This is a genomic window from Nocardia sp. CNS-044 (assembly GCF_059570515.1).
Genome location: NZ_JCANSX010000011.1, coordinates 427,294 through 439,956, shown reverse-complemented (window position 1 = coordinate 439,956; position 12,663 = coordinate 427,294). Strand labels below are relative to the sequence as shown.

6 protein-coding genes are annotated in these 12,663 nt (G+C 68.4%); 4 read left to right on the top strand and 2 right to left on the bottom strand.

Translation table 11 applies throughout. The features are described from left to right. Positions 1-181: 181 nt before the first annotated feature. The 3 genes from T333_RS30215 (at position 182) to T333_RS30205 (ending at position 2,242) form a co-directional block, all read left to right on the top strand. Entirely contained in the window at positions 182-643 is a 462-nt protein-coding gene (locus T333_RS30215) for a hypothetical protein (protein ID WP_355001444.1), read from the top strand. Between the two features lie 106 nt (positions 644-749). Next, the gene (locus T333_RS30210) at positions 750-1,394 is read left to right on the top strand and encodes a hypothetical protein (protein WP_357247547.1); all 645 of its coding nucleotides are present in this window, start codon (positions 750-752) and stop codon (positions 1,392-1,394) included. 68 nt (positions 1,395-1,462) lie between these two features. Next, positions 1,463-2,242, top strand: coding sequence for an enoyl-CoA hydratase-related protein (locus T333_RS30205; RefSeq protein ID WP_496426611.1), 780 nt, complete (start codon positions 1,463-1,465; stop codon positions 2,240-2,242). Positions 2,243-2,266: 24 nt separating this feature from the next. Here T333_RS30205 and T333_RS30200 read toward each other — a convergent pair whose 3' ends face one another. Continuing rightward, positions 2,267-2,644, bottom strand: a complete 378-nt coding sequence (locus T333_RS30200; protein ID WP_357247552.1) for a nuclear transport factor 2 family protein — start codon at positions 2,642-2,644, stop codon at positions 2,267-2,269. Positions 2,645-2,841: 197 nt separating this feature from the next. Here T333_RS30200 and T333_RS30195 point away from each other — a divergent pair, with 197 nt between their 5' ends. Continuing rightward, the gene (locus T333_RS30195; protein ID WP_496426610.1) at positions 2,842-3,963 is read left to right on the top strand and encodes an RsbRD N-terminal domain-containing protein; all 1,122 of its coding nucleotides are present in this window, start codon (positions 2,842-2,844) and stop codon (positions 3,961-3,963) included. A 22-nt stretch (positions 3,964-3,985) separates the two neighbouring features. Here the strand turns inward: T333_RS30195 and T333_RS30190 are convergent, their stop codons facing one another. Then, positions 3,986-12,475, bottom strand: coding sequence for an amino acid adenylation domain-containing protein (locus tag T333_RS30190; protein ID WP_496426642.1), 8,490 nt, complete (start codon positions 12,473-12,475; stop codon positions 3,986-3,988). Between the last annotated feature and the right edge of the window lie 188 nt (positions 12,476-12,663).

The window sequence follows — 12,663 nt, the reverse complement described above, 5'->3', positions numbered from 1 at the left end:
GCTGCGAATCCACAATCCACATGTCGCGAGCGCGCCGAGTCCCGGGCCGGTAGACGACATCGCAGTCGTGTCACAGCGAATTCAAGTTGTCAGAGATGGTCAGCGCTTTGCCCGCCCAACGATGAACGGTGCTCACCTGGGCTCCGAACGCGAATCGACGACTCGACCAGAAGGAGATGACGTGATCGCCAACCGACGTCGAATTACCCGCTCCGCTCTCGTCGCCGGGACGGTGGCCGCGAGCATCATGCTCACCGGCTGCAATGACAACGGCAACGACACCGCAGACGACACCACGATCATCACCACACTGCCCGTCACCACGACACAGCCGACCACCTCCCCTGCGACATCGCCGACGACGGGTGCCGAAATCAGCTCCGAAGCCAGCCAGCAGTTGTGCGACATGATCCAGCCCGAACTCGACAACTGGCGCGACCAGGGTTCGACTATCGCCAAGACCAGTTTCAACGGAACCGTGCAGAACTGGGCGGCCCGCAACGAGCTGACCGACGACGTCGTTCAGGACAAGACGATCGTCGACACGGTCACCACGCAGACCTGCCCCGACGTCCGGCAGCAAGCACTGGAGGTGCTCGAGGTTCCGGACCTCGCCGACGCGCTGGTGGGATTCGGCGGATAGCCGCCGGTCGCGCAGCGGCTGTGGACCCACCTGCGGTGATCGTGCGTACCGCGGTGGGCAAGGGGTAGGCGCGGTGTAAGCACCTACCCCCACGAATGGAGGCGTCATGAGGGACGTCGATGACACTGTTCCCGCCGACCGCGGCCGGCGGCTGCGAATTCCGCGTAGCCGGGGAGCCCTCGGCGGGCTCGCGGTGCTACTGCTGGGCGCCTGGGGTGCGCTGATCCCGTTCCTCGGGCCGTCCTTCGACTTCGCGTTCACTCCGGACGAGCCGTGGGTGTGGACCGCGGCGCGTGGGTGGCTCGAAGTACTGCCCGGCGCCGCCGCGGTCATCGGCGGACTGCTCATGTTGGTGAGCCGCAACCGTCTGGTGGCGAGCTTCGGCGCGTGGCTGGGGGTGGCGGCGGGCTTCTGGTTCGTCATCGGGCCGGTGCTGGCGGGCCCGTTGGGAATCGGGGATGTCGGTGACCCGGTCGCCACGTCCGACTGGAAACGTGCCGTGCTGCAACTGACCTACTTCTACGGTCTCGGTGCGCTGATCCTCTTCTTCGCCGCGACCTCGCTGGGCCGATTGTCGGTGCGTAGCGCACGCGACATCGCCTTCGCGCAACGTGAGGTCGATACCAGAGCCGCTGCCGAAGCGGACAGGCAGCGCCGCCCAGCCGACACACCGAGGCCCGGCGAAACCGCACCGTGGTCCACTCCCGCGACGGAGCCCCGGCCGCATGATCCCGGGCCGTACCGCGGCTGAGAGAACGCAAAAGACAGTGCCGCCCCGCAGTTGTCGTGCGGTTGCCCGTGGCGCTCTACGGTGGAGATATGACCGCCTTGGAGTATCGGCATGTGCTGGTCGCGCGGGACGGCGACACCGTGCGCATCACCATGAACCGGCCGGAACGGCGCAATGCGCTGTCGGGTGAGCATCTGGCCGAACTGCTCGCCTCGTTCCGCGCCGCGGGCGAAACCGACGCCACGGGGATAGTGCTCGGAGCGCACGGTCCGGTCTTCTCCGCGGGACACGATTTCGCCGACGTCGCCGCCCGCGACCTGCTCGGCGTGCGGGAACTGCTCACGCTGTGCACCGAACTCATGTCGACGATTCAGTCGGTGCCGCAGGTGGTGATCGCCCGGGTACACGGACTGGCCACGGCCGCGGGCTGCCAGCTGGTGGCCTCCTGCGATCTGGCCGTCGCCGCCGAATCCGCCGGTTTCGCGCTCCCTGGCGGCAAGGGCGGCTGGTTCTGTCACACTCCCGCGGTGCCGGTGGCCCGCGCCGTCGGCCGCAAGCGGCTGATGGAGCTGGCCCTCACCGGCGACCCGATAGATGCCCGTACGGCCGAACAGTGGGGCTTGATCAACCGGGCGGTGCCGGACGCCGAGCTGGACGCCGCCGTGGACGAGTTGCTCGCCCGCGCCACCCGGGGCAGTCGGGCCAGCAAGGCACTCGGCAAACGCACCCTCTACAGCCAACTCGACCGCCCCGAAGCGGACGCCTACGCCCTCGCCCTGGAGGTCATGGCCGCCGCCGCGCAAGTTCCCGGCGCCCGCGAAGGGATGGCGGCCTTCCTGGAGAAGCGCCCACCTGTCTGGCGTGACTAGCAACTCGGCGGTGTGAGCGCGCTGTCAGCCGAGCGCCGCCTGCATGGCCACCCCGTCGACGTAGGAATGCTTCTCCTTGACGGCGCCGTCCTCGACCAGGACGTAGTCCGCGAGGTCGACCTGCACGCGATTGCCGGTCGCCGAGGTCCCGGTCAACTGCCACTGCACCACCCAGAAATCGTCTCCGACGCGCAACGAGATCAGGTGGAAGGTCAGGTCGGGAACCAAGGCGAAGGTCCCTGCCGCGGCCTGGCGGATGGCCGCGCGGCCTCGGGCGGGTTCCTGGCCCGAGTGCAAGTGGAACACCGAGTCGGGGGTGTGGAGTTCGATGATTCGGTCCGGGTCGCGGTCCGCCCAGCACGCGTGGTAGCGCTCGAACAATTCGTGTGTGGCAGTGGTCATGAGGGCCAACTCCGATCGCTGTAGCAGTAGTTTTCGTCGATATGACCTGAAAGGTGTTCCGCGAGGGCCACTCTGGACGCTGTGACCGATCAGGGACTTCAGTGTCGCGGGGAGCCGTCCGTCGTGGCGACGGGCGCACGCCTCCACTTCGGGCACCTCCGTTGTGCGCGCGCACAACGAGCGCTAGGTTCACGACAGTGACCCAGGACATACCCGCCGAGCACCCGCGCCTCCTTCGCGAGCTGCGCGCGGATCTGGCCGCGATCTCCGAAATGGTCACCGCCAGAATCGAAAACGACGACGGGGACTACGGCGACGCCGCGCTCGATCAGCACGAATTGGCCGCCATCGTGTCCGAAAGCCTCGCGGCGTTGCTGGACGCGCTTGGCGGAGAGCCGTATTCGCTCGAACCCGCCCGAGGCGCTGGACGCCTCAAGGCCGAGCGAGGCATTCCGCTGGACAGTTTGCTGCACGCCTTCCGTCTCGCGGGCCTGGCGTTCTGGGAGATCATCGTCGAACGCGCCGATGACGACGACCGTCCCGCGCTACCTCAGCTGTCCACGCGGATGTGGGCCACCGTCGACGAGTATTCCGTCGCCGCGGCCGACGCCTACCGGCGTGTAGTCGTCTCCGGGGCCGAACAACCCGATCAACGGTTGCTGCGGGCGCTGCTCGATCCAGGCTTCCCGCCGACGCAGCGTGCGGACCTGGGCCGAAGGATGCGCCTGCCCGCCCGAGCCACGTACGTCGTCCTGGTCGGCGACATTCGCCTCGTCGCGACCGGAGTCGCCACCGTCCGCACCCGTCTCGCCGAAGACCGAGTCACCCTTGCCGCCGCGGTCTCGCCGGTCACGCTCGACCGCGCGCTGCACGCCGTGCGCGCGCGAGCCGGTGCGAGCAAGCCGTTCACCGACCTCGCGGCCACGCCCACCGCACTCGACCAAGCGCGCCTCGCGTTCCGATGCCTGAGCGAGGCGGACACCGGAATCCACACCTATGCCTCGTCCCCGGCGCGCGCGTTGATCGCGGCGAACCCCGGACTCGCCGCGGACGTCCTCGCGGATGCGCTCGCCGCGTTCGATCGACTCCACCCCGACGACGCCGATGCTCTCCTGCGAACCGCCCTGGCCTGGTACGAACTCGGCGGCTCCACATCGGCGGTGGGGGAGCGCCTGCACCTGCACCGCAACACGGTCCTGCACCGTCTCAAGCGAATCGAGCGACTCACCGGCGCGGCCTTCGCGGCGCCCGCCGACGCGGCGCTGCTCTATCTGGCGCTGCAAACTCGGCTGCTTCGCGCGCCCGGCGACCAGACCTGACCCGATCCGAACACCGCGATGATCATCTCCGACCTGCCAAATGCTCGTCGAGTACGCGAGCGATGATCGGCAGCACGTGTCGCGCGGTCATCTGCTCATGAGTCGCTTCGATGTCGTGGTTGACGACTTCGCCGGTGACAAAAGGCTTCCAGCCGACCGGACCGAAGATGTCGGACGTAGCGATCCTGGCGCGGAAATACACCATGTCACCGTCGAATACGGGACGCCGGTAACCCGTTCGGATCCGCGCCGCCGCGTTGTAGGTCCGGGCCATCCGCTCGATGACGTCCGCGTCGATCGGCGACGCGCCACCGAGCCGGACACGGATCAGATCGGCGGCCTCCCGAGCCGACGCATCGGCGGGCACGTCGTGGATACCGAAGATCGGGCCGTAGGTGTGGACGAAAGCGCCAACGGACAGCTGCTCGATGCCGTCAGCGTCGATGTCGGCGCAATCGGCGTCGAGCAACGCGAGGACGCCGACCGTGGCGCCGGCGTTCTCGAGCTTCGCCGCCATCGCATGCGCGACGAGTCCGCCGAACGACCAGCCGAGCAGGTGGTAGGGCCCCTCGGGTTGGACGGCGCGGATCTCGCGGATGTACCGATCGGCCAACTCCTCGATCGAGCGCGCCGGAGCTTCGGAACCGCCCAGGTCCGGCGCTTGCAGTCCATAGATCGGCCTGCCGGGCGCCAGTGCGTCCGCGAATCCCAGGTAGCTCCAAGACACTCCGGACGACGGGTGGACGCAGAACAGCGCGGGTTCGGCGCCGCCGAGCCGGATCGGCAAGACGACGTCGAGCGCGGGTCCCACGGACAGCTCCTCGGGTGGCTGCGTCGCGGATGCGGTGTCGGCGGCCGCGGCCAGCGCGGCTACGGTGCGGTGCTCGAACACCTGCAGCGGCGTGCAGTGGACACCCCGCTGCCTTGCTCTGGTCACGAGCTGAATGGCGGCGATGCTGTCGCCACCGAGGGCGAAGAAGGACTCGTCGACACCGACCTCGGCGAGACCGAGCAACTCCGCGTAGATGTCGACGAGAGTTCGTTCGGTCGGCGTCGAGGGTGCTCGGTACTCGGCCCGGCAGTCCGCGAAATTCGGCGCGGGCAAGGCCGCCCGGTCGAGCTTGCCGACCGCGGTGAGCGGGAGCGCGTCCAGCACGACGAAAGCCGAAGGGACCATGTACGCGGACAGGGCGGCGGCCGCTACCGCGCGCAGGTGCTCGATCTCGACCTCGACGCCCTCGACGGGCACTACGTACGACACCAGCACGGTCGATCCTGTCGGTCCGACCCGGCCGATCGTCACCGCGTGATCGACCAACTCGTCGCGCGACAGCACGGTGTCTATCTCACCGAGCTCGATCCGCACGCCGTGAATCTCGACCTGGAAGTCGCTGCGGCCCAAGTACTCCAGCTCGTAGGCATGGTCGCGCCCGACGACCCAGCGCACCATGTCACCGGTGCGGTACATCCGAGCACCCGGCTCGCCCCAGGGGTTGGCGACGAATCGTCCCGCGGTGATCCCGCACCGGTCGAGATAGCCGCGGGCGAGCGCGGGACCGGCCAGATACAGTTCACCGGCGACGCCGACCGGCACCGGGCGCAGCCAGGTGTCGAGCACGACTGTCGCGGCGCCACGGATCGGTCCGCCGATGGTGAGCGGCTCGTCCGGTGCGAGTTCGTCGCGACCAGTCGCCCAGATGCTGAACTCCGTCGGGCCGTACAAGTTCAGCATCCGCCGCCCGGTCGACCACTGCTCGATCAGCTCCGGTGTCGCGGCCTCGCCCGCGACAGCGAGCACCCGCAGGCAATCGAGGCCCGCGGAATCCATGGTGGCCAGCGCCGACGGTGTGATCGCCATGTGCGTGACCCGTTCGGTGCGTACTAGATCGACAAGGTCGGCGCCACCGCCGACATCGGGTGGCGAGATCACGAGCCTGCCGCCCACGCTCAGCGCGGCGAGCAGATCGAACACCGACCCGTCGAAACTCGGTGCGGCTATTTGCAACACGCTGTCGGACGGACCGAGATCCAGGTAATCCCGCAGGCCCGCAACGATATTCGCCATACCGCCGTGGCCGACCAGCACAGCCTTCGGTGTGCCGGTCGATCCCGAGGTGTAGATCAGGTAGGCCACCTGGTCGATGTCGATGCGCCCGCCGCGCTCGGCGTCGGTGATCGGCGCGTCGGCGATCTGCTCGAGCTCGCGGATCGACTCGGGCTCGTCGAGCAGCATCCAGTCGATGGTGCTCGGCAACGTCTCGCGAACCGGGGTCACCGTCAGGCCGATCGGCGCCTTGGAGTCGGCGAGCATGTGCTCTGTCCGCGCGATCGGACTGCGGGGATCCAGCGGCAGGAAGGCCGCGCCGGTCTTGGCCACCGCGCACACCGCCAGCACCGATTCCAGCGATCGCCCGAGGGCCAGCGCGACGCACATCTCCCGCCGGACACCACGGCGCAGCAGTGCCCGGGCGAGGCGGTTGGACCGGGCGTCGAGCTCCCCGTAGGACATCGTGCGCTCGCCCGCGCGCACCGCTATGGCACCGGGATCGATCCGCGCTCCGGCGTGCAGTACCTCGGGCAGAGTTCGCGGCTGCGCCGACTCCGCGCCACGAACCGGCAGCAGCTCGGCTCGTTCCGCGTCGTCGCAGCACTGCAGGCGGGACACCAGAGCATGCGGGTTGTTCGCGAGCTGGGTCAGCAGCCGGACCAAGCGATCCAACAGCGGCCGCGCCGCCTCCGGCGCGATCTGGTCGGCCGCGAATTTCAGGGTGACGCGCAGCGTAGTGTGCCCAGCGCCACCGCGGAGCGGAAGGACCATGAGGTTCAACGGATACGGCGTCGCGTCGGCGCCCTCGATGTCCAGCACACGCATGCCCGCGATGTCGGGTGCTGCCGACAGAGCTTCCCGGTCGATCGGGTAGGACTCGAAAACCGTCAGGGTGTCGAACAATTCGGCCAAGCCCACCGCCTTGTGGATCGCGGCGAGCCCGACGTGCTGGTGGTCCATCAGCCGCGCCTGCTCGCTCTGCAGGCGAGTCAGCAGGTCGTCCACCCGCTCCGCGGGATCGAGCCGCACTCGTACCGGCAGCGTGTTGATGAACAGCCCGACCATGTCCTCGACACCGGTCAGTTCCGGCGGCCTGCCGGACACCGTCGCGCCGAACACCACGTCGGTGCGGCCGGTCAGCGTGGCCAGCAACATCGCCCAGCCCGCCTGCACCGCCGTGTTCACCGTGGCGCCGGAATCGCGTGCGACCGTTTCCAGCCGGTCGACCGTGTCCCCGAACAGGTCGATGGAGACCATCCCGGCCTCTATCGCCTTGTCCCCGGCGAGGGTCGGGACGGCCCGTGTCGGCGTATCGATGCCCGCGAGGGATCGCTTCCATGCCGCCGTCGACGTGGCATGGTCCTGCTCGCGCAGCCACAAGAGAAACTCGCGGTACGAGTGCGCGGGCGGCAGCACGGATGCGTCGCCCGCGGTGGCGTACAGCGTCAGAAGCTCGCGCACGAGCAACGCGGTGGACCACCCGTCCAGCACGAGGTGATGATTGGTCAGCACGAACCGGTACCGGTCGGGGGCGCCGCGTACGAGCGTGCAACGCACCAGCGGTGGGCGGGACAGGTCGAATCGGGTACTGGCGTCCAAGGCGATCAGCCGGTCGAGTTCTCGCTGTCGTTCGTCGGCATCGGCGACTTCGCTCAAATCGATTTCCCGCCAACCGATGTCGGCGTCCGCCGAGACGAGTTGGCGGGGCCCCTCGCCGGTCTCCACGAAAGCGACGCGCAGGATGTCGTGCCGGGCCACCACCGCCTGCGCGGCGGTGCGCAGCCGTGCGGCATCGATAGTGCCCGCCAGCGTGAATATCGACTGCACCGTGTAGTCGTCGGCGGTGTCGGGATCGTATGTCGCGTGGAAGAACAGGCCGGACTGCAATGGCGAAAGCGGCCAGATGTCGGTCAGCTTCGGGTAGTCCTGCTCCCAGGCATCGATCTGCGGCTGGGTGACCGTGACGAGGTCGAAGTCGCACGGTGCGCGCCCGCCCGCTCCCGCGGTAGCGGCGTGATCGACCAGGGCCCGCAGTGCTTGCGCCCAGAGGTCGGCGAGTTCTTCGACCTCGGCCGCGTCGAGCAGCCGCGAAGCGTAGTCCCAGGTGACTTCCAAGCCGATGTCGGTCAGCACGGCGTTGACATCGACGACCGCTGCCAACGGCGCTCGGTCGTCGCGCGTCGCCGCGAAGCGTCGCGGCAGCCACGGTTCGGCTTCGCCACCGGTCGGCGCCCGGCCGAGATAGTTGAAGCTCAGCTGGGGGAGCGGCGCGTCCGCGAGCGCGCTGTCGGCGTTCGGATAGCGAAGCATGCCGAAACCGATTCCCTTGTCTGGCACCGCGCGCAGCTGCTGCTTCGTGGTCTTGATCGCGGCTCCCGCCGCCGGTCCGCCGTCGAACGCGTCATCGAGGTCGATGGCCGTCAGATCGATGGCCACCGGATGGACCGTGGTGAACCAGCCCACCGTCCGCGCGACATCGGCGCCCGGCAGGATCGTCTCCTCGCGACCATGGCCTTCCAGCGTGAGAAGCGATGTCCTTCGGCCACGCCAGCGGCCAACCGCCATCGCGAGCGCTGTCAGAAGCACATCGTCCGCACCACAATGGAATCGGTCTGGGACCGTGGTGAGCGCTGGATTCGCGACGTCGGAGGCGACGGTGATCCGACAGGTCGCCATGGTGGCCGCGACATCGACGGCCGGATCCAAGGTGCCCGTGCCGATCGGCGGATCGGGCGTGGCGAGGATGCGTTGCCAGACCGGCAGTTCGGCATCGCGATCGGCCGCGTGCTCGAATTGGCCACGCGCCCAACGCCGGAACGAAGTGCCGACCGGAGCCAGAGCGCCGCCCGCGGCGGCGGTCGCCAGATCCGTCAGCAGGATCCGCCATGAGACGGCGTCGGTCACGAGGTGGTGCAGCACGATCCAGCACAGCGGAGCGGCGGCCGCGCGTTCGATCAGCACGAAGCGGGCGACGATCCCCGCCTCCGGATCGAGTTGGTCTGCGGCGCACTGCAATTCGTCTTCGCAGGTCTTGTCGACATCGGAACCTGCGGGAACCACCTCCACCACGGTGTCTGCCGCGACCGAACCGGACGGGGCGACGTTCCATTCCCCTCCGCGATCGGTCTTTCGCAACGAGCAGCGCAGCAGGTCGTGGTGGTCGAGGAGCGTTCGCACAGCCGCGACCAGCCGAGCACCGTCGACGTCGGCGGGCAGACCGATCAAGACGGCCTGGCCGAACCGGCGCCAGGTATCGCCCTGGTCCAGCATCGCGCGCACGATCGGCGTGAGTTCGACAGCGCCGACTCCGCCGCCGGGCAGCTCGTGCACCGCCTTGGCGCACGCCTCGGTAGCCACCGCCGCCAGCCCGGCGACGGTCTTGCGTTCGAACACATCCCGCGCGCTGAAGGCGATCCCGGCGGTTTTCGCCCGGGAGACCAGCTGAATGGACGAGATGCTGTCGCCGCCGAGCGCGAAGAAGCTGTCCTCGACGCCCACCGATTCCAGGCCGAGGACCTCGGCGAACAACGCGGCCAGCGTCTCCTCGCGCGGAGTCGAGGGTCGTCGGTCCAGGAGCGCGTGGGAAGCGAAGTCTGGTTCGGGCAGCGCCGCACGATCGATCTTGCCGAGCGGTGTCAGCGGTACGCTGTCCAGGAGAACAACCGCGGCGGGCACCATGTACGACGGAAGCGATTGGGCGGCAGCTGCTTTCAGCTCCTCCGCAGTCACCTCCGCGCCCGGCTCGGGCAGTACGTAGGACACCAGGACGGTGGCGCCCGAATTGGTCTCGGCCCCGACGGTGATCGCGAAGTCGATGCCCGGGTGGCGCTGCAGGACTGCGTCGATCTCACCGAGCTCGACGCGGAAGCCCCGCACCTTGACTTGGAAGTCGTTGCGGCCCTGATACTCCAGCTCCAACCGCCCGGAGTTCTTGGTCCAGCGCGCCAGGTCGCCGGTGCGGTACATCCGTTCGCCGTCGGCGTACGGGTTCGCGACGAATCGTCCCGCGGTGAGGCCCGTGCGCCGGTGGTAGCCGCGCGCCACACCCGCACCCGCGAGGTACAGCTCACCGATCGCGCCGGGAGCCACCGGCCGCAACCACGGATCGAGCAGGACCGCGGAGACGCCGCGAACAGGGCCACCGATCGTGACCGGCGCGGCCGGGGCCAAGGCGTCGCTCAAGGTCGCCGTGACGGTCGTTTCGGTGGGGCCGTACCCGTTGCGAACAGTATGGCCGGACCACTTGGCCGCAAGTTCCGGAGGGCAGGCGTCGCCACCGACGACGACGGTACGCACGCCGGGCAGTGTCGCCGGGTCGAGGGATCCCACCACCGCCGAGGTGGCATCCAGATGGGAAACACCCTGCGCGCGAAGGTTGTCCGCCATCTCCTCGCCCGCATACGCCGAGGGTGGGACAACGGCGAGTGTCGCTCCGGCGGCGAAGGTCACCAGGATCTCCTCGACCGAAAGGTCGAAGCTCGACGAAACCGCGTGCGCCATCACGGAATCGGCGCCGACATCGAGGTCGTGTGCCAGACTCGTGACCATGTTCGCCAAACCCCGGTGGGTGACCAGCACGCCTTTGGGCGATCCGGTCGATCCGGAGGTGTAGATGATGTAGGCGACCTGATCCAGGCGTACCGCGGCACGGCGCACGCTGTCATCGATCGCTTCCGCGCTCTGCTCTGCGATACACCAGCGGGTCGCCTCGTCGTCGAGAACCAGCCAATTCACAGTGTCAGGCAACAACGTTCGCGCGGTCGCCACGGTGACACCGAGGACGACTCCGCTGTCGTCGACCATGTGCGCGATCCGGTCGACCGGGTAGGACGGATCGATCGGCACGAAGGCGGCGCCCGTCTCGGCCACCGCGAGCATCCCGAGCACGGAATCGATCGAGCGCGGAATCGCGATCGCCACAGGCGATTCCGGCCCCGCACCGGCAGCGATCAACACACGCGCGAGCCGATTGGCGTATTCGCCCACCCGACGGTAGGTCAGACCGGTGGCGCCACTGCGTACAGCGATCGCGTCGGGGTCGATTTGCGCACCAGCGGACAGTATTTCGGGGAGCGTACGCGGCGCGACGCTCGCCGGTCCACGTGCCGGCGCCAGCTCGGCCAACTCGTCGTCGGAGACGATGGACACCGAGGACAGCTTGGCGTCCGGTCCGGCGAGGAGAAACCGCCGCAGGAATCGCAGGAATCGGCGGTGGTGTGCGCCCAACTCGGTGTCGCTGTACAGGTTGGCGTTGCCCTGGAAATCGATGTGGGTGCTCTCGCCGCCCACGCCGGGATACAGGTTGAGGTACAGGTCTTCGATCAGCCCGGGGGTCAGCACGTGCGCTCGTCCGGTGACCGGGCCGAGCTGGACCTTGGTGTCCAACATCATCAGGTTCACGGAGGGGCCGAATGTCGCGACCTCGTCCATCGGCCAGCCTAGGTCGCGGAAGATGTCCTCCTGGCGGTAGCGCTGCCGCCGCAGCGCACCGGTCAGCTCGTTCTGCGCGGCTCGAATCATCTCGCCGATGGTCATGGTCGGAGTCGGCCGCAGTCGCACCGGAACGACGTTGGCGATCATGCCGCCGGAGCGCCGCATCGCCGCCGTCGTACGCGCGGAGACCGGCAGACTCAACACCACCTCCGGAGCACCGGTCGTCGCGGCGAGATAGGCGCCGAAGGCGGCGACCACCGTGGGCGCCACACCGGACGACGCCGCCTTCGCGACCGTCTCCAGCAACCGCGCGGTCTCCGGCGCCAACACGCCCTCGACGCGCCTCGGATGCGCGTCGACGTCGGCGCTGCGGCCCGCGAGATTCACCGGATCGGCCATCCCGTCGAGGTGCCGAAGCCAGTACTCCCGGTCGGCCGCGAAGCGCTCGGAGCTGCGATACGCCAGATCGGCGTCGACGATCTTTCTGAGGTCCTCGGCTTGTGCCCGCGGCGGCGGCCTGCCCTCGATCGCCGCCGTGTAGAGCTCACCGGTGCGCCGCACCATGGCCGAGACGCCCATGCCGTCGAGCGCGATGTGATGCATACGCCAGTAGCAGAACCAGCGGTCGTCGGCGATCCGCAGCATGACGGCACAGGCCAACCGATCGTTCAGCAGATCGAGCGGCGCCGAGTATTCGTCGCGCATCCAGGCTTGGGCCGCGCCCTCCGGATCACGCTCGTGCCGAAAGTCGAAGACGCGCGCGCTGTCGTCCAAGGTGGTATCGACACACTGGAGTGGATAACCGTCGTTTTCGATCAGGCGCAGATAGCCGGTGCCGAATTCGCGTCCGGCCTGACGCGCTGCCGGCGCCAGCCGATCGAGGTCGATCGGTCCGGCCAGGTCGACATATTGGGCAAGGGAGATCGGAACGTCGCCCGCGATGTGCTGGGCGAACCAGATTCCGCGCTGCGCCGCCGAAAGCGGAAAGGCGCCATTCGCTCCGTGCATGTCGTGTCCCCTCGAGGCCACCATGGCCTCCAGCAGGACTTCAACGATAACCCCGACGCGCTCGTCGGCGCATTCCCATCGATAGGCGAAGCGCTCCGCTGACTGCATCGGTTTCGTATCGAGATCGAATTGCGTACTCACGCCGAGATTTCCGATGTTCCATTGTGGCCGGTGGCGCAGCGGATTCGAATCCGGCACCGACGACCAACTAT